Here is a 23,839-nt window from a genome sequence, read left to right as displayed (position 1 = left end):
TTCCTATTACGGAGAAATGAACCAACACGTCGTTTCAATTTTCAGCTTGTTCCGGATTGTTAAAGAGCAATATCTCAAACATGACGGTTAAGTCAGTTTTGAGATACTTCGTGGAGACACCTTTCACCTGTCACCAAGCAAGTGGCGTCCCCTAGGGGATTCGAACCCCTGTTACCGCCGTGAAAGGGCGGTGTCCTAGGCCTCTAGACGAAGGGGACACGAGTAGTGTCACGACTTCGCAGCCGTCTTGCTCATTACTTTTTATCAGACAATCTGTGTGAGCACTGCGCGGGAAGGTATCTTCAGGTAAGGAGGTGATCCAACCGCAGGTTCCCCTACGGTTACCTTGTTACGACTTCACCCCAGTCATGAATCACAAAGTGGTAAGCGCCCTCCCGAAGGTTAAGCTACCTACTTCTTTTGCAACCCACTCCCATGGTGTGACGGGCGGTGTGTACAAGGCCCGGGAACGTATTCACCGTAGCATTCTGATCTACGATTACTAGCGATTCCGACTTCACGGAGTCGAGTTGCAGACTCCGATCCGGACTACGACGCACTTTATGAGGTCCGCTTGCTCTCGCGAGGTCGCTTCTCTTTGTATGCGCCATTGTAGCACGTGTGTAGCCCTACTCGTAAGGGCCATGATGACTTGACGTCATCCCCACCTTCCTCCAGTTTATCACTGGCAGTCTCCTTTGAGTTCCCGGCCGGACCGCTGGCAACAAAGGATAAGGGTTGCGCTCGTTGCGGGACTTAACCCAACATTTCACAACACGAGCTGACGACAGCCATGCAGCACCTGTCTCAGAGTTCCCGAAGGCACCAAAGCATCTCTGCTAAGTTCTCTGGATGTCAAGAGTAGGTAAGGTTCTTCGCGTTGCATCGAATTAAACCACATGCTCCACCGCTTGTGCGGGCCCCCGTCAATTCATTTGAGTTTTAACCTTGCGGCCGTACTCCCCAGGCGGTCGACTTAACGCGTTAGCTCCGGAAGCCACTCCTCAAGGGAACAACCTCCAAGTCGACATCGTTTACGGCGTGGACTACCAGGGTATCTAATCCTGTTTGCTCCCCACGCTTTCGCACCTGAGCGTCAGTCTTTGTCCAGGGGGCCGCCTTCGCCACCGGTATTCCTCCAGATCTCTACGCATTTCACCGCTACACCTGGAATTCTACCCCCCTCTACAAGACTCTAGCCTGCCAGTTTCGAATGCAGTTCCCAGGTTAAGCCCGGGGATTTCACATCCGACTTGACAGACCGCCTGCGTGCGCTTTACGCCCAGTAATTCCGATTAACGCTTGCACCCTCCGTATTACCGCGGCTGCTGGCACGGAGTTAGCCGGTGCTTCTTCTGCGGGTAACGTCAATCGGTGAAGCTATTAACTTCACCGCCTTCCTCCCCGCTGAAAGTACTTTACAACCCGAAGGCCTTCTTCATACACGCGGCATGGCTGCATCAGGCTTGCGCCCATTGTGCAATATTCCCCACTGCTGCCTCCCGTAGGAGTCTGGACCGTGTCTCAGTTCCAGTGTGGCTGGTCATCCTCTCAGACCAGCTAGGGATCGTCGCCTAGGTGAGCCATTACCCCACCTACTAGCTAATCCCATCTGGGCACATCCGATGGTGTGAGGCCCGAAGGTCCCCCACTTTGGTCTTGCGACGTTATGCGGTATTAGCTACCGTTTCCAGTAGTTATCCCCCTCCATCGGGCAGTTTCCCAGACATTACTCACCCGTCCGCCACTCGTCACCCGAGAGCAAGCTCTCTGTGCTACCGTTCGACTTGCATGTGTTAGGCCTGCCGCCAGCGTTCAATCTGAGCCATGATCAAACTCTTCAATTTAAGTTTGATTTGCTGAAACAAGTTCAGCGGTGCTCATCTGTAAAACGTCATAATGAATTTCATTATGTGTTCACTCGTGAGGCTTTGATATTTTGTTGCGTCCGGAGACGCTGATATCAATCCTGCGAGTGCCCACACAGATTGTCTGATAAATTGTTAAAGAGCGTTGCGAGCAGCGGCTGAACCGTCTGTCGCGAGGTGGCGTATACTACGCTACTCTCCTTCGGAGTCAAACACTTTTTTCAGCGTTTTCATCCGGCGGAAGTTCTTGTCGAATCTTCCTCACCAACACCGCATTTCGTAAACCGTTGTGCCGTGTTGATGGATGCGCATTATAGGGAGTTGTTCTCAGCGCGCAACCGCTAAATTCAATAAAAACAACCGTTCGCTGCATTCCACAGCAAAACCCCGCCTTATACGCAGTTACACACAGTGTTATCCACACTCTGCCGCACAAATGAATTTAGGCGAGCATCACGCAAACGTTTTCGCTACAATGCCTGGCGACGTCAAGGATGCCCCTTTTGGGGCGTTACATGAGGCAAGCGTTTCCTTCTATATAGAAGAGAGACACTAAGCTTGATGTAACGCTCTTTTTTACGCGAAACAAAGCCAAGGGATAAAACCACCATGCAACAACGTCGTCCTGTACGCCGCGCTCTACTCAGCGTCTCTGACAAAGCCGGTATCCTCGAATTTGCTCAGGCACTCTCCAGTCGTGGTGTTGAGCTGCTCTCCACAGGCGGTACCGCACGTCTGCTGGCAGATGCGGGCCTGCCCGTCACCGAAGTTTCTGACTACACCGGTTTTCCGGAAATGATGGATGGACGCGTCAAAACGCTGCACCCGAAAGTGCATGGCGGCATTTTGGGTCGTCGTGGTCAGGATGATGCGATCATGGCTGAACACGCCATCAACCCAATCGACATGGTGGTCGTCAACCTGTATCCCTTCGCACAAACCGTTGCCAAACCTGATTGCTCATTAGCTGATGCGGTTGAGAACATCGATATCGGTGGCCCAACTATGGTTCGCTCAGCGGCGAAGAACCATAAAGACGTGGCGATTGTGGTCAAGAGCAGCGATTACGAGGCGATCATTGCCGAGTTGGATGCCAACGAAAACTCGCTCACGCTAGAAACGCGTTTCGATCTGGCCATCAAAGCCTTCGAACACACTGCCGCTTATGACAGCATGATCGCCAACTACTTCGGTAGCCTGGTGCCGGCTTATCACAGCGACAGCAAAGAGCCGGCCGGCCGCTTCCCGCGCACGCTTAACCTCAACTTCATTAAGAAGCAGGATATGCGTTACGGCGAGAACAGCCATCAGGATGCTGCCTTCTATATAGAAGAGAATGTTGCTGAAGCTTCTGTTGCCACCGCGCAGCAGGTTCAGGGCAAAGCGCTCTCTTACAACAACATCGCCGATACCGATGCCGCACTCGAGTGCGTGAAAGAGTTCGACGAAGCCGCTTGCGTGATCGTTAAACACGCTAACCCATGCGGCGTGGCTGTTGGCGGTTCGATTCTTGAGGCTTACGAACGTGCCTACAAAACTGACCCGACTTCTGCTTTCGGCGGCATCATCGCTTTCAACCGCGAGCTGGACGAAGCCACCGCACAGGCGATCATCAGCCGTCAGTTTGTTGAAGTGATCATCGCGCCATCCGCCAGCGAAGCAGCGCTGAAAGTGACTGCGGCCAAGCAGAACGTGCGCGTTCTGGTGTGTGGTCAGTGGCAAGGTCGTGTTGCGGCGCTGGATTTCAAACGCGTTAACGGCGGCGTCCTGGTTCAGGATCGCGATCTGGGCATGGTCGATGCTAGCCAGCTGCGCGTCGTCAGCAAGCGTCAGCCAACTGAGCAGGAACTGCGTGATGCGCTGTTCTGCTGGAAAGTGGCGAAGTTCGTTAAATCCAATGCCATCGTCTACGCACGTGACAATATGACCATCGGCATTGGCGCCGGCCAGATGAGCCGCGTTTACTCGGCCAAAATTGCCGGCATCAAAGCGGGTGATGAAGGTCTGGAAGTGAAAGGCTCCGCAATGGCGTCTGATGCATTCTTCCCGTTCCGCGACGGTATCGACGCCGCAGCGGCTGTCGGCATCAGCTGCGTGATTCAGCCAGGCGGTTCAATCCGTGATGATGAAGTGATTGCCGCCGCTGATGAGCACGGCATCGCGATGATCTTTACTGACATGCGTCATTTCCGCCATTAATTGTTGGGAGCAGTACAGATGAAAATTTTAGTGATTGGTAATGGCGGACGTGAGCACGCGCTGGCATGGAAAGCGGCACAATCGCCACTGGCCGAAACCGTGTTTGTCGCGCCTGGCAATGCGGGCACCGCGCTTGAGCCGGCTTTGCAAAACGTGGCAATCAGCGCCACCGACGTTGCCGCGCTGCTGGCTTTTGCGCAGCAGGAAAAAATCGATCTGACCATCGTTGGCCCGGAAGCGCCGCTGGTGATGGGTGTGGTTGATGCGTTCCGTGCGGCAGGTCTGAAGATCTTTGGCCCAACGCAAGCCGCCGCCCAGCTGGAAGGTTCAAAGGCGTTCACCAAAGATTTCCTGGCACGTCAGCAGATCCCAACCGCCGAATACCAGAACTTCACCGAAGTGGAGCCTGCGCTGGCCTATCTGCGCGAGAAAGGCGCACCGATCGTCATTAAAGCTGACGGTCTCGCCGCCGGTAAAGGCGTGATCGTGGCGATGGAACTGGCGGAAGCCGAAGCTGCTGTGCAGGATATGCTGGCTGGCAATGCGTTCGGCGATGCCGGTCACCGCATCGTGATTGAAGAGTTCCTTGATGGCGAAGAAGCCAGCTTTATCGTGATGGTCGACGGCAACAATGTGCTGCCGATGGCCACCAGCCAGGATCACAAGCGTGTCGGCGATGGCGATACCGGTCCAAACACCGGCGGCATGGGCGCGTATTCTCCGGCGCCAGTGGTGACCAATGAGATCCACCAGCGCGTAATGGATCAGATCATCTGGCCAACCGTTAACGGTATGAAAGCTGAAGGCAACATCTATACCGGTTTTCTGTATGCCGGTTTAATGATCGATAAAGCCGGTCAACCTAAAGTGATCGAGTTTAACTGCCGCTTCGGCGATCCGGAAACTCAGCCAATCATGCTGCGTCTGCAGTCGGATCTGGTTGAGCTGTGTCTGGCGGCTACCGATGGCAAACTGGATCAGCAAACCTCGCAGTGGGATCCGCGTCCCTCTCTCGGCGTGGTGTTAGCGGCGGGTGGTTATCCGGGCGATTACAACACAGGCGATCAGATTCATGGTCTGCCGCTCGAAGAAGTGCCGGACGGCAAAGTGTTCCACGCTGGTACCACCATGAAAGACGATCTGGTGGTGACTAACGGTGGCCGCGTACTGTGCGTGACCGCGCTGGGCGACGATGTAGCCGCTGCGCAGAAGAACGCTTATGCGCTGGCGCAGCATATTTCGTGGGATGGCAGCTTCTGCCGCCGTGATATCGGTTATCGCGCCATTAACCGCAAATAAGTACGCAAAGGGGCACAGCATGTGCCCCTTCACTTATCTGCCTGCTAGAAATCACTCTCTTTTGGCTGCCAGCTGCATTCGTCATCCGGCGTAGCACGTAGCAGTTGCACACCTTCCGGCGCTTCCAGCCACGACACCATCAACGGCGCAGACTGGCTCTGCTGCTGGCGACTTAGCGTATACAGCGTGACGCGATCAAAGGCCGCATTCACCAGCTTGTCATCGCACTCTCGTACCTGATTGCCGCCCAGCCAATGGCCCTGACGCAGCAATACGCGGCCTGCAAGCAACGCATTGCTCTGATCCAGCATGCGCTGCGCATCGAAGCGATACAGCTCAACGCTATCAGCGCTGACTGCTTCACGTCGTCCCGCCAGCTGGCGCTGCATGAAATTGAGATTGCCCTGATGATCGAAGCGTAAGGTGACATCATCCGGCTGTGCACCCGCGACGCGTCGTTCGACGCTAATCAGCTTCTGCTGCTGCCAGTTGTAATCAGTGGTTTCCATCGCATCGCCATTAAAGGGCGTGAAGACCGTTCGCAGATGAACCACTTGATGGTCGCTATTCTTGCGCCAGATGCGCACGGTGCCGCGGTCGGCCAGATAGCCGCTCGCCGTAAAGGCAGGAAGATCAGGAGTGGAGCTACAGCCCGTAAGTAGCGCACCGAATAACAGGGCGCACACGCGCTGAGGAATTGAATTCAGCATGGCAGGTCCCGGCAACAAAAAGGGGCGCTAACGCCCCCTCTTTTAAAGCTAAACCGCAATGCGGAAACTTACTTAACAGCGTCTTTCAGAGCTTTGCCTGAAACGAACGCTGGCACGTTAGCCGCTGCAATTTTGATCTCTTTGCCAGTCTGCGGGTTGCGACCGGTACGCTCAGCGCGGTGGTTCACTTTAAAAGTACCAAAACCAACCAGTTGTACAGCATCACCTTCTTTCAGAGACTCAGTGATCGCAGCCAGGGTAGATTCCAGCGCAGTCTTAGCCTGGGTTTTAGACAGGTCAGCTTTCTCTGCGATCACATCAATCAGTTGAGTCTTGTTCATAAGTTATCCTTAAAGTGTATTTATCGCTTGCTAAGCAACGAGTGCGAGGGAAAAGCCCTTCTCAGGCCTTGTTCAGCCGGCACGCACCGATAGCCACAATTTTCAGCCCCCCAAATGTAGACCAGACAGGGGGCCGATGTGAAGCCTCCAGGCGCGGTAATTCGGGCCTGAAGTCACGTTTTCTTGCCTTATTGCTGAAAAAGTATACCGATGTTACTGATTCCCGCTTCGCGCAGGTCTGCACGCAGGCCTTTAATCAATTCGAGGTCGCGCTCTTCGCACTCCGACAGCAGGCGGAAAATCTCCCACTGCAGGTCCCATTCATCGATTACCGCCTGATTTCCACGCAGCTCTTCGTCGGTCATTTCGCGACCGGCCTGCGTCATTTCCAGAATCGCCACGGTGGTGATCGATGTACGGCTGACTTCAATGGCGTGCTCCAGCGTTTCGCCGCTGAGTTGTGCATGCAGCAGTTCACTTAATGCCACGCAGGCATCAATCGCCGGATGCACACCGTAAACCTCGAAATCGTCACCATCAGGGATCGCCGCTTCAAATTTCTCCAGCTGACCGTCGAAATTGATTTTGGCATCTTTGACCGTCAGGCTTTCCCAGATTAGATCGAGGATGCGGCGATAGAGTTGCGGATCGGCGAATTCGGTCTGCTGACAGAAAGCCCAATAGTTGGGGAACATACGCTCGCACAGGCAGGCCATGAAAGTCATATGCTGCCAGCTTTCAAGCTTCGCCAGACGCAAATGGACGGGATTCTGTAACATCAAACTTACTCTCAATAGGTTAGCTGGCGGCAGTGTACCGCAAAAGCCGGGCACAAACAGCGTTAAGGCGTATTTTGCCAGCGCAGAAAGGCCGGGCGTCCAGAGGCGACAGCATCCGCCCAACGCGTCGGTTCCGGCAAACGATAGCCTGCGGTACAGGCTTCCACCCAATGCAAGGCGCTATCCATGCTGACCCGATGGCCGGTCGAGATAAACAGCGGATTACAGCGCGCTTTACTGCGCCATACCCAGCCAATCTGCTCACCTTTGTCGAGCAGCGGCTGACGGCTGCCTGGCTCAGCGTCCAGCTCAGCAAAACGCCCGCATAGACGCTTCTTCGCTACGCCAATGGTAGGCACATCCACCAGCGATCCGAAATGCGCCGCCACGCCAAGCCGACGCGGATGGGAAATACCGTGACCATCAACAAACAGCAGATCGGGCATGTGGGAGAGTTGCTGCCAGGCTTCCAGCAGTGCCGGCATTTCGCGGAAGGATAAGAAGCCCGGAATATACGGCATGGTAGTGGCCACGCGTGCAATGCGATGTTCCACCAGCGTTAAGGATGGATACTCGAGGATGACCAGAGCAGCGCGTGTGATCTCACCGCCCTGTTCAAAACCTACGTCGGCGCCACCAATAAAACGCGGCGGCAGCACGTCGAAATCATCCTGCCGCACCACATCAGCAGCGCGTTGCAACTGTTCCTGGCGTAGTGCGGCTAAATCCACCATCAGCCCTGATGATAAGGACGTGACAGACGATGCACCGCTTCTACAAACGCACCGGCATGCTCAGGCGGTACGTCTGGATGGATGCCGTGGCCCAGGTTAAACACGTGGCCTTCGCCCGCGCCAAAACCTTCAAGAATCCCGGCTACTTCCTGCTCGATGCGCGCAGGCGGTGCATACAGCATGGAAGGATCCATGTTGCCCTGCAGCGCCACTTTGTCACCTACGCGACGACGCGCATCGGCGATATCGGTGGTCCAGTCGAGCCCCAGCGCATCACAGCCGGTCGCGGCTATCGCTTCCAGCCATTGGCCGCCACCTTTGGTGAACAGCGTAATAGGTACGCGACGACCTTCGTTCTCGTGCAGCACGCTATCGACGATTTTATGCATGTAATAGAGCGAGAATTCGCAATAGTCGCGTCCGGTCAGCACGCCGCCCCATGTATCGAACACCATGATCGACTGCGCGCCAGCTTTGATCTGCGCATTGAGATAAAGAATCACGCTGTCCGCCAGCTTATCCAGCAATTTGTGCAGGGTTTGCGGCTCGGCGTACATCATCTTTTTGATTTTTGTGAAGGCTTTGCTGCTGCCGCCTTCAACCATGTAGGTTGCCAGCGTCCACGGGCTGCCGGAGAAACCGATCAGCGGCACTTCGCCTTTCAGGTTGTGACGAATGGTACGCACCGCGTTCATCACATAACCGAGTTCATGCTCTGGATCCGGCACCGGCAGTTTGTCGACATCCGCACGACAGGTGATCGGGTTGGAGAAACGCGGGCCTTCGCCGGTCTCAAAGTAGAGCCCAAGTCCCATCGCATCCGGAATGGTGAGGATATCGCTGAAGAGGATTGCCGCATCCAGCGCATAGCGACGCAGCGGTTGCAGCGTGACTTCACACGCCAGCTCAGCATTCTTACACAGCGACATAAAATCACCGGCTTCAGCGCGCGTGGCTTTGTACTCCGGCAAATAGCGCCCAGCTTGTCGCATCATCCATACCGGCGTGACATCTACCGGCTGACGTAACAGGGCGCGCAGATAACGATCGTTCTTCAGTTCACTCATAATGGGCTCTCTCATGCTAAGGCCGGCAGTGTAGCATTTTCACGCCGCGCTGGCGCGACACAGGGCAACAGTATCTTCAATCAGGCGACGCGCCACCGTGCCGGGCGGCGGTAACAGCGGCAGATTGTCATAGCGATACCAACCGGCATCCAGCAGCTCTTTGCCGTCGTGTTGCAGATCGCCGCCATCATATTCCGCCATATACGCCATCATCAGGGAGTGCGGGAACGGCCACGGCTGCGAGGTCACGTAACGCACGTTTTTCACCCGCACGTTACTCTCCTCCATCACTTCCCGCGCTACCGCTTGTTCTAAGGTTTCGCCCACTTCGACGAACCCTGCCAGCACGGTATAGATGTTGTTGCGATGACGCGCATGATTGGCAAGCAGGATCTCATCGCCACGACGGATGGCCACGATGATGCACGGCGCAATTTGCGGGTAATAGCGCTCGCGGCAATGATTGCACAAGCAGGCAAATTCGCGTTTGCTGATGTGCATCTCATGGCCGCAATAGCCGCACCAGCGATGCGAACGGTAAAACTCCGCCAGCTGCACGCCACGCCCGGCGATTTGGAACAGGCCGACATCCTCATCAATCAGTTGGCGCACCGAGCCCATGCTGTCCGGGCGCGACTCGCGTACCAGCCAGACATTCTCGCCCTGCCACTCGCCAATCAACATGCCGTTGCTGCCGTTCAGGCCAAAATCGCTGGCTAAGCCATGCGGCAATTCACCCTGCGGCATCCAAAGTTTTTGCTCATGGCTGACAACCCACCAACCAGCGTCTAAGCTTGAGATCTCACGTTGCATCTTAATCGTTGTCCTTAGCGTCAAATCGCACGCTGAAATCCTAATATTAAGTGTGTAATTAACAACTATAACCTACCTGGAGCCCCATATGCTTAACCAGTTAGAGAACCTGACAGAGCGTGTCGGTGGCAGAAATGAATTGGTGGATTCATGGCTGCGCGCCCGTCGACAGCTGCTCGTCACTTACTACGAGCTTATTGGCATGAAGCCACAAAAAGATGCGTTAACTGCGCTGGATGAACAGGCGCTGGATGCGTTTTGTCACAACCTGGTAGATTACCTGTCTACCGGCCATTTCAGCGTGTATGAACACATCATTAGTGAGATGCAGGGTGATAGCCCATTAATCGTGGCCGCGCAGATTTATCCGGCACTTGAGGCGAATACCGATCGCATCATGCAGCTTTACGACACCCATCTGCAGCAAGCGATTAACGATGATAATTGCGTGGATTTTCAAACCGCGCTCTCCGAAGTCGGTGAAGTGCTGGAATCGCGCTTTACGCTGGAAGATAAGCTGGTGCAGCTCGCCTGGGATCACCAGCTGGCGCGCCCGCCGGTGGCCAATGACAGCGTCATCGCCCGCCCGGCTTAACATCCTGAAGTTGTAAAAAACTTGTTATTCAAGAAAAGCCCTCTTATGCTGAATGGGCTTTTTTATTGCCTCTTCAAAACATGAAGAGCCAAATTTTGCGGTTTAAGCGTAGCGTGCGCAGCCAGTTTGCACTCGGACAGCGCGCAGGGACCGGAGCGTACACGTAGTACGTGACGGTCACGAGCACTGCCCAGGTGCAAAATGGCAAGCAAAGTAGCTTAAACCACAAAACACAACCTTGTCGGAGTGCCCTCCGGGGCTGAGACCGTTAATTCGGGATCCGCGGAACCTGATCAGGTTAGTACCTGCGAAGGGAACAAGAGTAGACATCATCAGCACGTTGCAAGCTGGCGCCCAGCATCGTCGCTGTTACTCCTTCCGAACTCTGGACAAGCAACTTCCAACCTTTACCGGAAACTTGCTATGTCTGCTAAAACGTCTCGTCGTGAACAGCGCGCTCAGGCGCAAGAATTTATCGATTCCCTGCAGGGAACCGCTTTCCCCAACTCCAAACGTATCTGGATCACCGGCAGCCGCGCGGATATTCGCGTGCCGATGCGTGAGATACAGCTCAGCCCGACACATATCGGCGGCAGCAAAGAACATCCGCAATATGAGCCGAATGAAGCGGTGCCGGTATACGACACCGCCGGTGCTTATGGCGATCCTCAAGCCACTATTGATGTGCATCAGGGACTCGCCAGGCTGCGCGCCAACTGGATCGAAGAACGTGACGACAGTGAAACTATCCGCCAGCTAAGTTCCAGCTACACGCAGCAGCGTCTGGCGGATGAAGGCTTGGATCACCTGCGTTTTGAATATCTGCCACAACCGCGCCGCGCCAAAGCGGGTCGCCGGGTTACCCAACTGCACTATGCGCGACAGGGCATCATCACGCCGGAGATGGAGTTTATTGCGCTGCGTGAAAACATGGGCCGCGAGCGTATTCGCGGTGAAGTGCTGCTACAGCAGCATCCGGGCCACAGCTTTGGCGCTAATCTGCCGGAAAATATCACCGCTGAATTTGTTCGCCAGGAAGTCGCCAGCGGCCGCGCCATCATTCCTTCTAACATCAACCATCCCGAATCCGAACCGATGATCATCGGCCGCAACTTCCTGGTGAAGGTAAATGCCAATATTGGTAACTCGGCGGTGAGTTCATCGATTGAAGAAGAAGTGGAGAAGCTGGTGTGGTCGACGCGCTGGGGCGCAGACACCGTGATGGATCTCTCAACCGGCCGCTACATCCATGAAACGCGCGAGTGGATTTTGCGAAACAGCCCGGTGCCGATTGGTACAGTGCCGATTTATCAGGCGCTGGAAAAAGTGAACGGCATTGCAGAAGATCTCAACTGGGCGATTTTCCGCGACACGCTGCTGGAGCAAGCGGAACAAGGCGTTGACTACTTCACCATTCACGCTGGCGTATTGCTACGCTATGTGCCGATGACGGCCAACCGGCTGACCGGCATTGTGTCGCGCGGCGGCTCGATTATGGCGAAATGGTGCCTGTCGCATCACACCGAAAGCTTCCTCTATCTGCACTTCCGCGAGATTTGTGAAATTTGTGCCGCCTACGATGTGGCGCTGTCGCTCGGCGACGGCCTGCGTCCCGGTTCAATTCAGGATGCCAACGATGAGGCACAATTTGCCGAACTGCATACGCTGGGCGAACTGACTAAAATCGCCTGGGAATATGATGTGCAGGTGATGATTGAAGGTCCGGGACACGTGCCGATGCAGATGATTCGTCGCAATATGACTGAACAGCTTGAGCATTGTCACGAAGCGCCGTTTTACACGCTTGGCCCGCTCACCACCGATATCGCGCCCGGCTATGACCATTTCACTTCTGGCATCGGTGCGGCCATGATCGGCTGGTTCGGCTGCGCAATGCTGTGCTACGTGACGCCGAAAGAGCACCTCGGTTTGCCGAATAAAGAGGATGTGAAGCAAGGGCTGATCACCTACAAGATCGCCGCGCACGCAGCGGATCTGGCGAAAGGTCATCCGGGCGCGCAGATCCGCGACAATGCGATGTCGAAAGCGCGTTTTGAATTTCGCTGGGAAGATCAGTTCAATCTGGCGCTCGATCCGCACACCGCACGCGCCTATCACGATGAAACTTTGCCGCAGGAATCAGGCAAAGTGGCGCACTTCTGCTCAATGTGCGGCCCGAAATTCTGCTCAATGAAAATTACTCAGGAAGTGCGCGAGTTTGCCGCCCGCCAGCAGGCTGAAGCCCAGCCGATTGAGATTGGTATGGCGCAAATGTCAGATGCCTTCCGCAATCGTGGCGGCGGGCTTTATCACGCTGCCGATACCCTTAAAGAGGAAAATGTATGACCGACACCTTTCCTGCCACGGCCCCAAAACTGGGGCTGTATCCGGTTGTCGATAGCGTGGAATGGATCGCGCGCTTGCTGGAAGCCGGTGTGCGCACCATTCAGCTGCGCATCAAAGATTGTGAAGATCATGAGGTGGAAGATGCCGTGCGCGAGGCGATTGCGCTTGGCAAACAGTATCGGGCACGCCTGTTTATCAATGATTACTGGCGCTTAGCCATTAAATATCATGCTTATGGCGTGCACCTTGGCCAGGAAGATCTCGATGTCGCCGATCTGGCGGCCATTCGTGAGGCGGGATTGCGCCTGGGTTTATCGACGCATGACGATGCCGAGCTGGATCGAGCGCTGGCGCTGCGCCCTTCTTACATTGCGCTTGGCCACATCTATCCTACGCAAACCAAAGACATGCCATCTGCGCCGCAGGGCGTGGTGGAATTGAAACGCCATCTGTCGCGTTTACAGGATGTGCCAACCGTGGCGATTGGCGGTATTTCACTGGCGCGCGTGCCTGAAGTGCTGGCTACCGGCGTGGGCAGTATTGCGGTGGTGAGTGCGATTACCCAGGCCGCAGACTGGCGCGCAGCAACGCAGCAGTTGCTGTCACTGGTGGAAAATGGAATCGAACCTGCAAAAGTAATGTAATGCGTGGTAAGTGAGGATGAAACGCTGGAATCTGTCGCGCAGCAGCGTGATGTGATGGCTAGCGCCCTTTCCTGATAAAGCTAAAGTGTGCCTGCCCGCTGTCGCTTGCAGCGGGCCAGGGCTGGTCTTAACCTCTCCCAGCCCTGCCTTTCTTCACATAGTCAGGGAGGAGGTATGTACGGTTTCCACACTACAAGCCAGCATGGCACGTTCTACTGCTGCACCGAGTTGGGCTATCGCCTGTTCCGTATGCTCATTCATTGGCAAACCATAATTCAGGCGCAAGCAGTTGCGATACTTGCCCGAGGCCGAAAACAGCGAGCCCACCGCAACCTGCATGTTCAGCTCACGCAATTCGGTATTGAGCCTGACCGCGTCAAACGCCTCTGGCAATTCAATCCACATCAGGAAACTGCCCTGCGGACGCGACACACAAATCCCGCACGGGAAGTAGTGGCGCACCCAACAGCTAAAGGTTTCGTAGTTGCGTTGATACACCTGACGCATGCGCCGCAAATGCGGCAGATAATGACCAAGGCGTATAAACTCGGCGACCGCATGCTGCGGCTGTGTGGCCGTCGACCCGGTGCTGATGTATTTCATATGCAGCACGCGATCGCGATAGCGCCCCGGCGCCACCCAACCGACCCGCAATCCCGGCGCCAGCGTTTTGGAGAACGAACTGCACAACAACACGCGGCCATCGTGGTCCAACGACTTGATGGTAACCGGACGCGGATATTCCCACGCCAGCTCACCATACACATCGTCTTCAATAATCGCGGCATCGAAACGCTGCGCCAGCGTAACCAGCGCACGTTTGCGAGATTCCGGCATGATGAAGCCCAGCGGATTATTGCAGTTGGGCACTACCACCACCGCTTTGATCGGCCACTGCTCGAACGCCAGTTCCAGCGCTTCCAGGCTGATGCCTGTGACCGAATCGGTAGGAATTTCAATAGCGCGAATGCCGAAGCCGCGCAGGGTTTGCATGGTGCCGTGGAAAGTGGGCGACTCAACCGCAATGATGTCACCGGCCTGGCATATTGCACGAATCGAAATCGACAACGCTTCATGGCAGCCAGTGGTAATCACGATATCTTCTGCCGTGAGCTGACAACCGCTGTCAATCGTCAGACGCGCAACCTGTTCGCGCAATGCCGCGACGCCCAACAAACTGTCATAGTTGAGCTGATCAATTTCCTGCCTCTGCGCCATGCGGCTCTGAATTTTCCACAGCGGTTTCAACGTGGGCTGAGTGAGATCGGGAATACCGCTGCCGAGTTGCAATACATCGCTGTTAGTCCTGCTGCTGAGCAGCTCCAGCACAGATTCCCACTGTGTGATTTCCACCGGGCGCTGTGCCGGTCGGGTTATGGCGGGCATCGGCGGCGTCGCTTTGCGCGTTGCAACGAAATACCCGGATCGAGGCTGCGGCACGATCAGCTGTTTCTCTTCCAGCAGATGATATGCCTGCTGAACGGTACTGATACTCACGCCGTGTTCCAGGCTAAGCGTGCGCACCGATGGCAAGCGCTCGCCGCTGCGATACAGCCCCTGCTCAATTCGATCCGAAAGCAAACATGCCAAATGTTGGTAGCGCGTCATCGTATGCCTCACTAAGCCTTAGATCATAACAAACCAGTACAGATAGCCCTTATTATTACCATTCAGATTCATCACAGCGCAATCTGTATGTTAAAGATAAGTGATTTTTGCGTCTGTATCATAATACGCAGGAATTGGACAATGCATCTCAGGCAACCTACTGAGGGCAAGGATTATGGAATTCGATCAAAACCGCGCGGCTAAACCTTTTGATGTCACTTTACTGGATATCTTCCGTGGCGCAGTACGTATGGTTAAACACTGGAAAGCACGGCGGGAAACGCATCGCATCCTGTCAAAACTGAGTGACAATCAGCTGCGGGATATCGGACTGACACGCGAAGATGTCTGCCGTAAGTTCTGACAAAATCAAGACGAAAAAAAACCCTGCCGAGGCAGGGTTTTTTATTGGTCAGCTTTAGCAGACGAATTACTCGTCGTCGCTTCCGCCCAGACCGGCGTTCAGCAATTCAGCCAGGCTAGCAGAGGCTTCATCCGCAGTAACCTGCGGTGCAACCGGTGCTTCACCCGCAGAGCGGCGACGCATACGATCCTGGTGATAAGCATAACCGGTACCGGCTGGGATCAGACGACCCACGATTACGTTCTCTTTCAGGCCGCGCAGTTCATCGCGCTTACCTGCAACTGCTGCTTCGGTCAGGACACGTGTGGTCTCCTGGAACGATGCTGCAGAGATGAACGATTCGGTTGCCAGTGACGCTTTGGTGATACCCAGCAGATCGCGCATGAATGTCGCGCCGATTTTGCCATTCGCTTCAAGTTCACGGTTAGAGATCTTGATGCGAGAGTATTCAGCCTGCTCACCTTCCAGGAAGTCGGTGCTTCCCACGCTCGAGATAGTTGCTTTACGCAGCATCTGACGAACGATGACTTCGATGTGTTTATCGTTAATCTTAACGCCTTGCAGACGGTAAACTTCCTGCACTTCGTTGGTGATGTAACGGGTAACAGCATGGACGCCACGCAGACGCAGGATGTCGTGCGGAGACTCTGGGCCGTCAGATACGACGTCACCACGTTCTACGCGCTCACCTTCGAATACGTTAAGCTGACGCCATTTTGGAATCATCTCTTCATACGGATCGCTACCATCAACCGGCGTGATTACCAGACGACGCTTACCTTTGGTCTCTTTACCGAAGGAGATGATACCGCTGATCTCCGCCAGGATTGCTGGCTCTTTCGGACGACGCGCTTCGAACAAGTCAGCAACGCGCGGCAGACCACCGGTAATATCCTTGGTACCGCCAGATTCTTGCGGAACACGCGACAGCGTGTCACCGGCACTGATCTTAACGCCATCTTCCAGCTGAACAATCGCTTTGCCCGGCAGGAAGTACTGTGCTGGCATGTCGGTACCTGGAATCAGAACATCATTTCCGTTGGCATCAACAATTTTCAGCGCAGGACGCAGATCTTTACCGCCCGCAGTACGTTCTGCAGAATCCAGAACCACCAGCGATGACAGACCGGTCAAGTCATCAGTCTGACGCGTAATGGTCTGACCGTCGATCATGTCAGTGAAGCGAATGAAACCGCCCACTTCGGTGATTACCGGCATGGTATGTGGATCCCAGTTTGCTACGGTCTCGCCCGCTGCAACCTGCTCGCCATCACCTTTAGCCATAACCGCACCGTAAGGCACTTTATAGCTCTCTTTGGTACGACCGAACTCGTCGATCATCTTCAGCTCAACGTTACGTGAAACGATAACCAGTTTTCCTGAGGAGTTGGTTACAGACTTCGCGTTGGTAAGCTTAATAGTACCTTTGTTCTTCACCTGGATGCTGGATTCAGCAGCCGCACGAGATGCCGCACCACCGATGTGGAACGTACGCATCGTCAGCTGAGTACCCGGCTCACCGATGGACTGTGCTGCGATAACACCGATGGCCTCACCTTTGTTGATGATGTGACCACGTGCCAGATCGCGACCGTAGCAGTGTGCGCACACACCGAAGTCGGTTTCACAGCCAACAACAGAGCGCACTTTGATCGCATCGACTGAATTCAGTTCGATCACATCACACCAGTGCTCATCGATCAGGGTGTTACGCGGGATCAGGATGTCTGCAGTGCCCGGCTTCAGAACGTCTTCAGCCGTTACACGACCCAGTACACGCTCACGCAGCGGCTCTTTAACGTCGCCACCTTCGATGACCGGAGTCATCATGATGCCTTCGAACGTGCCGCAGTCATCTTCGGTAACAACCAGATCCTGCGCTACGTCTACCAGACGACGCGTCAGATAACCGGAGTTAGCAGTTTTCAGTGCGGTATCCGCAAGGCCTTTACGCGCACCGTGCGTGGAGATGAAGTACTGGAGTACGTTCAGACCTTCACGGAAGTTCGCGGTGATCGGCGTTTCGATGATTGAGCCATCTGGCTTAGCCATCAGACCACGCATACCGGCCAGCTGACGAATCTGTGCAGCAGAACCACGCGCACCGGAGTCGGCCATCATGTAGATGCTGTTGAACGATACCTGCTGCTCTTCTTCGCCATGACGGTTGATCACGGTTTCAGTTTGCAGGTTATCCATCATCGCTTTGGAAACGCGTTCGTTAGCGGCGGCCCAAATATCGATAACTTTGTTGTAACGTTCGCCAGCAGTTACCAGACCAGACTGGAACTGTTCCTGAATCTCAGCAACTTCCGCTTCCGCTTCGGCTACGATTTCCGCTTTCTTCGCTGGAATCACCATGTCGTCGATACCTACAGAGGCACCTGAACGGGCTGCGTAAGCAAAACCGGTGTACATGGTTTGGTCAGCAAAGATAACGGTCGGCTTCAGGCCCAGGATGCGGTAACAGGTGTTCAGCATCTTGGAAATTGCTTTCTTACCCAGCGCCTGGTTGACGATGGAGTAAGGCAGGCCTTTCGGAACGATCATCCACAGAATCGCACGACCAATGGTGGTGTCGATAATGCTGGTTTTCGCAACGAACTCTTCCTGCTCGTTCTTTGTGTATTCAGTGATACGCACTTTAACGCGTGCATGCAGCTCGGCCAGGCCAGCGCGGTAAACACGCTCAGCTTCTTTCGGGCCAGTCAGCACCATGCCTTCGCCTTTGGCGTTCACTTTGTCGCGGGTCATGTAGTACAGACCCAGAACAACGTCCTGTGAAGGAACGATGATTGGCTCGCCGTTCGCGGGTGACAGAATGTTGTTGGTCGACATCATCAGTGCACGCGCTTCCAGCTGGGCTTCCAGCGTAAGCGGTACGTGAACAGCCATCTGGTCACCATCGAAGTCGGCGTTATATGCCGCACAAACCAGCGGGTGCAGCTGGATTGCTTTACCTTCGATCAGAACCGGTTCAAACGCCTGGATACCCAAACGGTGCAGAGTTGGTGCACGGTTCAGCAGTACCGGGTGTTCGCGGATCACTTCGTCCAGGATATCCCAAACGACAGCTTCTTCGCGCTCAACCATTTTCTTCGCGGCTTTGATGGTGGTGGCCAGGCCACGCAGTTCCAGCTTGCCGTAAATGAACGGTTTGAACAGCTCAAGAGCCATTTTCTTCGGCAGACCGCACTGATGCAGACGCAGGTATGGACCAACGGTGATAACTGAACGGCCAGAGTAGTCAACACGTTTACCCAACAGGTTCTGACGGAAACGACCCTGTTTACCTTTGATCATGTCTGCCAGAGATTTCAGCGGACGCTTGTTCGAGCCAGTGATGGCGCGACCGCGACGGCCGTTATCCAGCAGTGCATCAACCGCTTCCTGCAGCATACGTTTTTCGTTACGTACGATGATATCTGGCGCAGCCAGATCCAGCAGGCGTTTCAGACGGTTGTTACGGTTGATCACGCGACGATACAGATCGTTCAGATCCGACGTAGCGAAACGACCACCATCCAGCGGTACCAGCGGACGCAGATCTGGCGGCAGAACCGGCAGAACGGTCAGGATCATCCACTCTGGCTTGTTACCAGACTGAACGAATGCTTCCAGCAGCTTGATACGCTTGGTCAGCTTTTTACGTTTGGTCTCGGAGTTGGTTTCGTTCAGCTCTTCACGCAGCTGCTCGCACTCTTGCTCCAGATCCATATTTTTCAGCAGCGCCTGGATAGCTTCCGCACCCATCTTCGCGTCGAATTCGTCACCGAACTCTTCCAGCGCGTCAAGATACTGCTCTTCCGTCAGAATCTGACGTTTTTCCAGGTTGGTCATGCCGCCTTCGATAACCACATAAGATTCGAAGTACAGCACGCGCTCGATATCACGCAGTGGCATATCCAGCAGCAAGCCGATACGCGAAGGCAGTGATTTCAGGAACCAAATGTGCGCAGTTGGAGAAGCCAGCTCAATGTGGCCCATGCGCTCACGACGTACTTTGGTCTGTGTAACTTCAACGCCACACTTCTCACAGATCACGCCGCGATGTTTTAAACGCTTGTACTTTCCGCACAGGCATTCGTAATCTTTTACCGGTCCGAAAATACGGGCACAGAAAAGACCGTCACGCTCAGGCTTGAAGGTACGGTAGTTAATGGTTTCCGGCTTTTTAACTTCACCAAAAGACCATGAACGGATCATGTCTGGCGAGGCCAGAGCAATTTTGATCGCATCAAACTCTTCGGTCTTAGTTTGCGCTTTCAGAAACTTAAGTAAGTCTTTCACGGATTAGCTCCCGTCGGAGTGGAACTCTCAGGGACGCGCACCCGAAGTGCACGTCCCGTAACCAGTACTTGCGAGTACTTACTCGTCTTCCAGCTCGATGTTGATACCCAGCGAGCGAATCTCTTTCAACAGTACGTTGAAGGATTCCGGCATGCCCGGTTCCATCTGATGGTTACCGTCGACGATGTTTTTATACATCTTCGTACGGCCGTTAACGTCATCAGATTTAACAGTAAGCATTTCCTGCAGGGTATACGCGGCACCGTATGCTTCCAGTGCCCACACTTCCATCTCACCGAAGCGCTGTCCACCGAACTGCGCTTTACCACCCAGCGGCTGCTGAGTAACCAAGCTGTAAGAACCGGTAGAACGTGCGTGCATCTTGTCGTCGACCAGGTGGTTCAGTTTCAGCATGTACATGTAACCTACGGTTACCTGACGCTCAAACTGCTCACCGGTACGGCCGTCGAACAGGGTGATCTGACCGGAAGAAGGCAAGCCGCCGAGCTGCAACAGCTCTTTGATTTCGCTCTCTTTCGCACCGTCAAACACCGGAGTCGCGATTGGCATACCCTTCTTCAGGTTTTCTGCCAGACGCAGTACTTCGTCGTCTGTAAAGGTGTTCAGGTCAACTTTCTGACGCACATCAGTGCCCAGATCGTAAGCACGCTGGATGAACTCACGCAGTTTGGAGACTTCTTCCTGCTTCTTCAGCATCGCATTGATTTTTTCACCAATGCCTTTCGCCGCCATACCCAGGTGAGTTTCCAGGATCTGACCGATGTTCATACGCGATGGTACGCCCAGCGGGTTCAGTACGATATCGACCGGCGTACCGTTCTCATCGTAAGGCATGTCTTCGATAGGGTTGATCTTAGAGATAACACCCTTGTTACCGTGACGACCTGCCATCTTGTCACCAGGCTGGATCTGACGTTTAACGGCCAGATACACCTTAACGATTTTCAGCACGCCTGGTGCCAGATCATCGCCTTGAGTGATCTTGCGACGCTTCGCTTCAAGTTTCTTCTCAAACTCGTGCTTCAGCTCGTCGTACTGCTCAGCCAGCTGCTCCAGAGAATTCTGCTTCTCTTCGTCAGTCAGGCCCAGCTCCAACCAGCGCTCACGTGGCAGTTTGTCCAGCTTCTCAGCTTCAACACCACCCGAGATCAGTACTGCCTGGATACGGCCGAACAGGCCCGCTTCAAAGATTTGCAGTTCTTCAGACAGGTCTTTCTTAACCTGCTTCAGCTGCATCTCTTCGATTTCCAGCGCGCGCTTGTCTTTTTCCACGCCATCGCGGGTAAAGACCTGCACGTCGATAACCGTACCGGATACGCCGTTCGGAACGCGCAGTGACGAATCTTTCACGTCAGAGGCTTTTTCACCGAAGATCGCACGCAGCAGTTTCTCTTCTGGCGTCAGCTGGGTTTCACCTTTCGGCGTTACCTTACCAACCAGAATGTCGCCACCGGTCACTTCCGCACCGATATACACGATGCCGGATTCATCCAGTTTAGAAAGCGCAGCTTCACCCACGTTCGGGATATCAGCGGTGATCTCTTCTGGCCCCAGCTTGGTGTCGCGAGACACACATGCCAGTTCCTGGATGTGAATAGTGGTGAAACGGTCTTCCTGAACCACACGCTCGGATACGAGGATGGAGTCTTCGAAGTTGTAACCGTTCCATGGCATGAACGCCACGCGCATGTTCTGACCCAGCGCCAGTTCACCGAGATCGGTAGACGGGCCATCTGCCAGCACGTCGCCACGCTCAATCGGCTCACCCAGATTGACACACGGCATCTGGTTGATGCAGGTGTTCTGGTTAGAACGGGTGTACTTGGTCAGGTTGTAGATGTCGATACCCGCTTCGCCCGGATACATCTCTTCTTCGTTAACTTTGATAACGATACGAGAAGCATCAACGTACTGAACGGTACCACCACGTTTCGCGACGGCAGTTACACCGGAGTCAACCGCTACTGCACGCTCCATACCGGTACCAACCAGCGGCTTATCAGCGCGCAGAGTTGGAACCGCCTGACGTTGCATGTTCGCACCCATCAAGGCGCGGTTAGCATCATCGTGTTCCAGGAACGGAATCAGTGACGCACCGACAGAAACCACCTGTTGGGTGGAAACGTCCATGTAGTCAACCTGATCGCGGCTGAACAGGCTTGACTCACCCTTGCTACGGCAGGTGACGAGATCGTCAACAAAGCTGCCATCTTCTGCGAGGTTGGTGTTCGCCTGAGCGATAACGTAGTTACCCTCTTCAATTGCAGAGAGGTAATGAATTTCATCACTCACTTTACCGTCAACAACGCGACGATACGGGGTTTCAAGGAAACCGTATTCGTTAGTCTGCGCGTAAACAGAGAGTGAGTTGATCAGACCGATGTTCGGGCCTTCCGGGGTTTCGATAGGACATACACGACCGTAGTGGGTTGGGTGTACGTCACGTACTTCAAAGCCGGCGCGCTCACGGGTCAGACCGCCTGGGCCCAGAGCAGAGATACGACGCTTGTGCGTAATCTCAGACAACGGGTTGTTCTGATCCATAAACTGGGACAGCTGGCTTGAACCGAAGAACTCTTTCACCGCCGCCGAAATCGGCTTAGCGTTGATCATGTCCTGAGGCATCAGCGTATCGAGGTCGCCCAAAGACAGACGCTCTTTAACTGCACGCTCAACACGAACCAGGCCAACACGGAACTGGTTTTCTGCCATTTCGCCAACAGAACGAATACGACGGTTACCGAGGTGATCGATATCATCCACTTCACCGATACCGTTACGGATACCGATAAGCTTTTTCATCACTTCGATGATGTCGTCTTTGCTCAGGATACCTGAACCTTCGATCTCTTCACGCAGCAGAGAACGGTTGAACTTCATGCGGCCAACCGCAGAAAGATCGTAACGATCTTCAGAGAAGAACAGGTTCTCGAACAGGTTTTCAGCGGCTTCACGCGTTGGTGGCTCACCAGGACGCATCATGCGGTAGATCTCAACCAGCGCGCTTAAGCGATCGTTGGTTGGGTCAACACGCAGGGTCTCGGAGATGTACGCACCGTGATCCAGGTCGTTGGTGAACAGCGTTTCAATGCGCTTGTGGCCTGACTGGCTCAGCTTCGCCAACAGATCCAGTGACAATTCCATGTTCGCTGGAACGATCAGCTCGCCGGTGTTCAGATCGACGTAGTCTTTAGCAACCACTTTGCCAGCAATGTATTCAACTGGCACTTCGATGTGCTGAATGTTGTCTTTTTCCAGCTGACGGATGTGGCGCGCAGTGATGCGACGACCTTTCTCAACGTAGACAGTGCCGTTTGCTTCGATATCGAAGGAGGCGGTTTCACCACGCAGGCGCTCAGGCACCAGTTCCATCTGCAGTTTGTTATCGCGGATTTCGTAAACGACTTTGTCAAAGAACAGATCCAGGATTTGTTCTGAGGTGAAGTTTAACGCGCGCAGAATGATACTGGCCGGCAGCTTACGACGACGGTCAATACGGACGAAGAGGTTGTCTTTAGGGTCAAACTCGAAGTCGAGCCATGAACCGCGGTAAGGGATAATACGTGCGTTATAAAGCACTTTACCGGAAGAGTGCGTTTTACCCTTATCGCTGTCGAAGAACACGCCAGGACTACGGTGCAGCTGAGAAACGATAACACGCTCAGTACCATTGATAACAAAGGTACCGTTGTCCGTCATGAGTGGAATCTCACCCATGTAGACTTCTTGTTCTTTAATGTCTTTTACGGTGCCTTCCGGCGCTTCGCGCTCGTAGATCACCAGACGCAGTTTCACGCGCAGCGGTGCCGAATAGGTCACGCCACGGATCTGACATTCAGTTACGTCAAAGACAGGCTCACCCAAACGGTAGCTTACATACTGCAACTCAGAGTTGCCGCTGTAGCTTGAGATTGGGAATACGGAGCGGAAGGCTGCTTCCAGACCGTACTGGCCTTCTGGATCTTGCTCGATAAACTTCTGGAACGAGTCAAGCTGGATAGAAAGGAGATAAGGTATGTCCAAAACTTGTGGACGTTTACCAAAATCCTTACGAATACGTTTTTTCTCGGTATAGGAGTAAACCATGGGGTTCCTCAGCTAGCTGACATGTCGAACCACGCTGTCCGTCCTGAAAAGGACAGTTCATGCAACACTATTTTT

The 23,839-nt window shown here is 54.3% G+C and carries 15 protein-coding genes, 1 tRNA gene, 1 rRNA gene and 1 riboswitch; of the genes, 6 read left to right on the top strand and 11 right to left on the bottom strand.

The window, feature by feature from the left end:
• Window positions 1-142 precede the first annotated feature (142 nt).
• A tRNA-Glu gene (locus NQH49_RS01335) sits at window positions 143-218 on the bottom strand.
• A gap of 89 nt (window positions 219-307) precedes the next feature.
• Window positions 308-1,847: ribosomal RNA gene (locus NQH49_RS01330) — 16S ribosomal RNA — on the bottom strand.
• Window positions 1,848-2,477: 630 nt separating this feature from the next.
• Between NQH49_RS01330 and purH the strand changes: the two genes are divergently transcribed.
• Together purH and purD are read left to right on the top strand one after the other, a co-directional pair.
• Complete coding sequence (gene purH / locus NQH49_RS01325) at window positions 2,478-4,067, top strand: bifunctional phosphoribosylaminoimidazolecarboxamide formyltransferase/IMP cyclohydrolase (RefSeq protein ID WP_256698096.1); 1,590 nt, start codon at window positions 2,478-2,480, stop codon at window positions 4,065-4,067.
• Window positions 4,068-4,085: 18 nt separating this feature from the next.
• Window positions 4,086-5,366, top strand: a complete 1,281-nt coding sequence (purD, locus tag NQH49_RS01320; protein ID WP_256698094.1) for a phosphoribosylamine--glycine ligase — start codon at window positions 4,086-4,088, stop codon at window positions 5,364-5,366.
• Window positions 5,367-5,410: 44 nt separating this feature from the next.
• Here the strand turns inward: purD and NQH49_RS01315 are convergent, their stop codons facing one another.
• The 6 genes from NQH49_RS01315 to nudC all read right to left on the bottom strand — a co-directional run bounded on the left by NQH49_RS01315 (window position 5,411) and on the right by nudC (window position 9,810).
• The gene (locus NQH49_RS01315; RefSeq protein WP_256698093.1) at window positions 5,411-6,076 is read right to left on the bottom strand and encodes a DUF1481 domain-containing protein; all 666 of its coding nucleotides are present in this window, start codon (window positions 6,074-6,076) and stop codon (window positions 5,411-5,413) included.
• A gap of 68 nt (window positions 6,077-6,144) precedes the next feature.
• Window positions 6,145-6,417, bottom strand: coding sequence for a nucleoid-associated protein HU-alpha (hupA, locus tag NQH49_RS01310; RefSeq protein ID WP_007886275.1), 273 nt, complete (start codon window positions 6,415-6,417; stop codon window positions 6,145-6,147).
• A gap of 188 nt (window positions 6,418-6,605) precedes the next feature.
• Window positions 6,606-7,196: a YjaG family protein gene (locus NQH49_RS01305; protein ID WP_256698092.1), complete on the bottom strand. Its 591-nt coding sequence runs from the start codon at window positions 7,194-7,196 to the stop codon at window positions 6,606-6,608.
• A 62-nt stretch (window positions 7,197-7,258) separates the two neighbouring features.
• The gene (gene nfi, locus NQH49_RS01300) at window positions 7,259-7,927 is read right to left on the bottom strand and encodes a deoxyribonuclease V (protein ID WP_008108420.1); all 669 of its coding nucleotides are present in this window, start codon (window positions 7,925-7,927) and stop codon (window positions 7,259-7,261) included.
• A 2-nt stretch (window positions 7,928-7,929) separates the two neighbouring features.
• Window positions 7,930-8,997, bottom strand: a complete 1,068-nt coding sequence (hemE, locus tag NQH49_RS01295) for a uroporphyrinogen decarboxylase (protein ID WP_256698091.1) — start codon at window positions 8,995-8,997, stop codon at window positions 7,930-7,932.
• 39 nt (window positions 8,998-9,036) lie between these two features.
• Window positions 9,037-9,810: an NAD(+) diphosphatase gene (gene nudC, locus NQH49_RS01290; protein WP_256698090.1), complete on the bottom strand. Its 774-nt coding sequence runs from the start codon at window positions 9,808-9,810 to the stop codon at window positions 9,037-9,039.
• A gap of 88 nt (window positions 9,811-9,898) precedes the next feature.
• Between nudC and NQH49_RS01285 the strand changes: the two genes are divergently transcribed.
• From NQH49_RS01285 to thiE, 3 genes are all read left to right on the top strand, one after another.
• The gene (locus NQH49_RS01285) at window positions 9,899-10,405 is read left to right on the top strand and encodes an Rsd/AlgQ family anti-sigma factor (protein ID WP_008108413.1); all 507 of its coding nucleotides are present in this window, start codon (window positions 9,899-9,901) and stop codon (window positions 10,403-10,405) included.
• 232 nt (window positions 10,406-10,637) lie between these two features.
• Window positions 10,638-10,738: riboswitch (TPP riboswitch) on the top strand.
• A gap of 90 nt (window positions 10,739-10,828) precedes the next feature.
• Window positions 10,829-12,751, top strand: coding sequence for a phosphomethylpyrimidine synthase ThiC (thiC, locus tag NQH49_RS01280; protein WP_256698089.1), 1,923 nt, complete (start codon window positions 10,829-10,831; stop codon window positions 12,749-12,751).
• Entirely contained in the window at window positions 12,748-13,395 is a 648-nt protein-coding gene (thiE, locus tag NQH49_RS01275; protein ID WP_256698088.1) for a thiamine phosphate synthase, read from the top strand. Before thiC ends, thiE begins: the two co-directional genes overlap by 4 nt.
• 153 nt (window positions 13,396-13,548) lie before the next feature.
• Here thiE and NQH49_RS01270 read toward each other — a convergent pair whose 3' ends face one another.
• Window positions 13,549-15,003: an aminotransferase-like domain-containing protein gene (locus NQH49_RS01270; protein ID WP_256698087.1), complete on the bottom strand. Its 1,455-nt coding sequence runs from the start codon at window positions 15,001-15,003 to the stop codon at window positions 13,549-13,551.
• A 175-nt stretch (window positions 15,004-15,178) separates the two neighbouring features.
• On the opposite strand from NQH49_RS01270, the gene NQH49_RS01265 reads away from it, so the two are divergent.
• Window positions 15,179-15,367, top strand: coding sequence for a DUF1127 domain-containing protein (locus NQH49_RS01265; protein WP_008108404.1), 189 nt, complete (start codon window positions 15,179-15,181; stop codon window positions 15,365-15,367).
• Between the two features lie 66 nt (window positions 15,368-15,433).
• Here the strand turns inward: NQH49_RS01265 and rpoC are convergent, their stop codons facing one another.
• Entirely contained in the window at window positions 15,434-19,657 is a 4,224-nt protein-coding gene (gene rpoC, locus NQH49_RS01260) for a DNA-directed RNA polymerase subunit beta' (RefSeq protein ID WP_008108402.1), read from the bottom strand.
• A 78-nt stretch (window positions 19,658-19,735) separates the two neighbouring features.
• Complete coding sequence (gene rpoB, locus NQH49_RS01255) at window positions 19,736-23,764, bottom strand: DNA-directed RNA polymerase subunit beta (RefSeq protein WP_256698086.1); 4,029 nt, start codon at window positions 23,762-23,764, stop codon at window positions 19,736-19,738.
• Between the last annotated feature and the right edge of the window lie 75 nt (window positions 23,765-23,839).

Source organism: Pantoea trifolii, from assembly GCF_024506435.1.
Lineage (GTDB): Bacteria > Pseudomonadota > Gammaproteobacteria > Enterobacterales > Enterobacteriaceae > Pantoea > Pantoea trifolii.
This window is presented reverse-complemented; position numbering and strand designations above follow the sequence as displayed.

What these genes read in the sequence shown, in the direction of transcription:
- purH (WP_256698096.1), top strand. Translation starts at nt 2,478, where the DNA reads ATGCAACAACGTCGTCCTGTACGCCGCGCTCTACTCAGCGTCTCTGAC.
- purD (WP_256698094.1), top strand. Translation starts at nt 4,086, where the DNA reads ATGAAAATTTTAGTGATTGGTAATGGCGGACGTGAGCACGCGCTGGCA.
- NQH49_RS01315 (WP_256698093.1), bottom strand. Translation starts at nt 6,076, where the DNA reads ATGCTGAATTCAATTCCTCAGCGCGTGTGCGCCCTGTTATTCGGTGCG.
- hupA (WP_007886275.1), bottom strand. Translation starts at nt 6,417, where the DNA reads ATGAACAAGACTCAACTGATTGATGTGATCGCAGAGAAAGCTGACCTG.
- NQH49_RS01305 (WP_256698092.1), bottom strand. Translation starts at nt 7,196, where the DNA reads ATGTTACAGAATCCCGTCCATTTGCGTCTGGCGAAGCTTGAAAGCTGG.
- hemE (WP_256698091.1), bottom strand. Translation starts at nt 8,997, where the DNA reads ATGAGTGAACTGAAGAACGATCGTTATCTGCGCGCCCTGTTACGTCAG.
- nudC (WP_256698090.1), bottom strand. Translation starts at nt 9,810, where the DNA reads ATGCAACGTGAGATCTCAAGCTTAGACGCTGGTTGGTGGGTTGTCAGC.
- NQH49_RS01285 (WP_008108413.1), top strand. Translation starts at nt 9,899, where the DNA reads ATGCTTAACCAGTTAGAGAACCTGACAGAGCGTGTCGGTGGCAGAAAT.
- thiC (WP_256698089.1), top strand. Translation starts at nt 10,829, where the DNA reads ATGTCTGCTAAAACGTCTCGTCGTGAACAGCGCGCTCAGGCGCAAGAA.
- thiE (WP_256698088.1), top strand. Translation starts at nt 12,748, where the DNA reads ATGACCGACACCTTTCCTGCCACGGCCCCAAAACTGGGGCTGTATCCG.
- NQH49_RS01270 (WP_256698087.1), bottom strand. Translation starts at nt 15,003, where the DNA reads ATGACGCGCTACCAACATTTGGCATGTTTGCTTTCGGATCGAATTGAG.
- NQH49_RS01265 (WP_008108404.1), top strand. Translation starts at nt 15,179, where the DNA reads ATGGAATTCGATCAAAACCGCGCGGCTAAACCTTTTGATGTCACTTTA.
- rpoB (WP_256698086.1), bottom strand. Translation starts at nt 23,764, where the DNA reads ATGGTTTACTCCTATACCGAGAAAAAACGTATTCGTAAGGATTTTGGT.